Origin of the sequence: Microbacterium sp. B24 (assembly GCF_000333415.1) — a bacterium.
Lineage (GTDB): Bacteria > Actinomycetota > Actinomycetes > Actinomycetales > Microbacteriaceae > Microbacterium.
In genome coordinates this window covers 1-976 of the sequence record NZ_BADB01000271.1, presented here as the reverse complement: position 1 = coordinate 976, position 976 = coordinate 1, and the positions used below count along the sequence as shown (strand labels likewise).

2 protein-coding genes are annotated in these 976 nt (G+C 70.4%); both read left to right on the top strand.

The window, feature by feature from the left end; translation table 11 throughout:
• The coding region (locus tag I5I_RS07155) for a segregation/condensation protein A (RefSeq protein WP_036318133.1) at positions 1 to 310 on the top strand (310 nt) is incomplete at its 5' end.
• On the top strand, positions 300 to 908 hold the full coding sequence (scpB, locus tag I5I_RS07150) for an SMC-Scp complex subunit ScpB (RefSeq protein ID WP_036318132.1): 609 nt from the start codon (positions 300 to 302) through the stop codon (positions 906 to 908). The genes I5I_RS07155 and scpB, both read left to right, overlap by 11 nt.
• Positions 909 to 976 lie beyond the last annotated feature (68 nt).

Sequence of the window (976 nt, the reverse complement as noted above, 5' to 3'; positions counted from 1 at the left end):
CGCCCCCAAGGAGATTCCGCACGTGGGGCTCGACCACCTGCACGCGCCGCTTGTATCCATCCGCGAGCAGGCCGCGATCGTCGTGACGCTGCTGCGTGACGCCGGAACCCTCAACTTCCGAGAGCTCGTCGCCGGGGTCGCGCAGACCGGTGTCGTCGTCGCGCGCTTCCTCGCGGTGCTCGAGCTCTACCGTCACGCCGCCCTCTCGTTCGAGCAGCTCGAGCCACTCGGCGAGCTGACCCTGCGCTGGACCGCCGAGCGGTGGTCCGAAGAGAACCTCGCCACCCTGGGAGCCGACTATGACCACTGAGACCGACAGCGACACCGCCCCACCGGTGCGCTCACAGGAGCCCGCTGACGTCGCGCGCCGCATCGAGGCCATCCTGCTGATCGTCGACGAGCCGCAGAGTCTCGTCGCCCTCGCCGCCGCCGTCGGTGCCCCGGTGCCGACCGTTCGTCAGGCCGTCGAAACGCTCGTCGCCGACTACGACGGCGAGACGGGCGGCCCTCGCCGCGGTTTCGAGCTTCGCGAAGTGGGTGGCGGCTGGCGGCTGTACGTGCGCGATGAGCACGACGACCTCATCGCCGAGTACGTCGGCGGCCAGGCCCCGTCGCGCCTGTCGCAGGCGGCGCTGGAGACGCTCGCCGTCATCGCGTACAAGCAACCCGTCACACGCAGCCAGGTCGCCTCGATCCGCGCCGTCAACGTCGACTCGGTGGTGCGCACGCTGCTCGCGCGAGGCCTCATCACCGAGCTGTTCACCGACCCCGAGACCGGCGCGATCAACTACGGCACGACCGACGCGCTGCTGGTGAACCTGGGCATCAACTCCCTCGACGAGCTGCCGCACGTCTCGCCGCTGCTCGACGACGGCTCGGACGGTTTCGACGCGGAGGTGCTGCGATGACGAACACACCGGACGCCGAGGGCGTGCGCCTGCAGAAGGTGCTCGCGAACGCCGGAGTCCCTCGCGCC

Bases quoted from the DNA above. Each gene is read 5' to 3' on its own strand.
- scpB (WP_036318132.1), top strand. From the start codon at position 300: ATGACCACTGAGACCGACAGCGACACCGCCCCACCGGTGCGCTCACAG.